1 protein-coding gene and 1 pseudogene are annotated in these 797 nt (G+C 68.9%); one reads left to right on the top strand and one right to left on the bottom strand.

The window, feature by feature from the left end; genetic code table 11:
- Window positions 1–23: 23 nt before the first annotated feature.
- Window positions 24–344, bottom strand: a complete 321-nt coding sequence (locus EAO76_RS42345; protein ID WP_222872275.1) for a hypothetical protein — start codon at window positions 342–344, stop codon at window positions 24–26.
- 144 nt (window positions 345–488) lie between these two features.
- On the opposite strand from EAO76_RS42345, the pseudogene EAO76_RS42340 reads away from it, so the two are divergent.
- Window positions 489–797, top strand: a pseudogene (locus EAO76_RS42340) (integrase); the annotation flags it as partial.

The following is a 797-nucleotide window of genomic DNA, read 5'->3' as shown; positions in this document are numbered from 1 at the left end:
GGGTGGAGGCGGAGGGGTGGGGGTTATCTGCCGGGCCAGGTGGTGGCGGCCTGGATGGGAGTGGGAAGAGGGCGTCGTGGGGTGGTGGGACGGCTGGTGGTGGCGAGGATGTTGCTGAAGGTGGTGATGAGTTCTTCGATCCGGCTGGTGGTTCCCTGACCGGGCGGCTGCGGTGCGGGGGTGGTGTGCTCGGCGGCCTGCTGCCAGAGGGGTTCGAAGTAGGTGTACTCGCCGTCGAGTGTCTGGACGAGCGCCTGCACCTCTTCCCAGGTGCCGATCGTGGTTCCGTTCAGGAGGCCGGTGACGAGGTCCCGGGCCAGGACGTGGCCGCTGCTGACGGCCACCGACCAGGCGGTGGGGGTTGCCCTTGCCGAAAACCTCATCCGCTCTGGTGGGAGCTTGGTGTGCGGGTGCGCGGGGTCTCGGGCCCGGGGGCTCGAATTGGTCCTCTCGCGCGACTGGTGACCGCCCCGGCATGATTGCCGATCGTGCTGCTGCGATTGGCTTACCTGACCGTGACGAACGCGTTCGCGATGCTGCGTCTGCTGCCGATGAGCGATCGGGACAAGGACGCGGAGATCCTCGCCTTGCGCCATCAGATCACGGTGCTGGAGCGCCAACTCGGTGGCGAGAGGGTGCGGTTCACCCCGAGCGATCGCGCGTTCTTGGCGGCGTTGCTGCATCGGATGCCGGTCGAGGTGCTGCGCAGGGTGCGGCTGCTGGTGCGTCCGGACACGGTGCTGCGCTGGCACCGCGATCTGGTCGCACGCCGCCATGCGGCCCGGTCCCGGCCGAAG

This window comes from Streptomyces sp. sk2.1 (assembly GCF_008120935.1).
Lineage (GTDB): Bacteria > Actinomycetota > Actinomycetes > Streptomycetales > Streptomycetaceae > Streptomyces.
The sequence above is the reverse complement of the archived record's forward strand: the minus strand, read 5'-3'. Positions and strand labels throughout refer to the sequence as shown.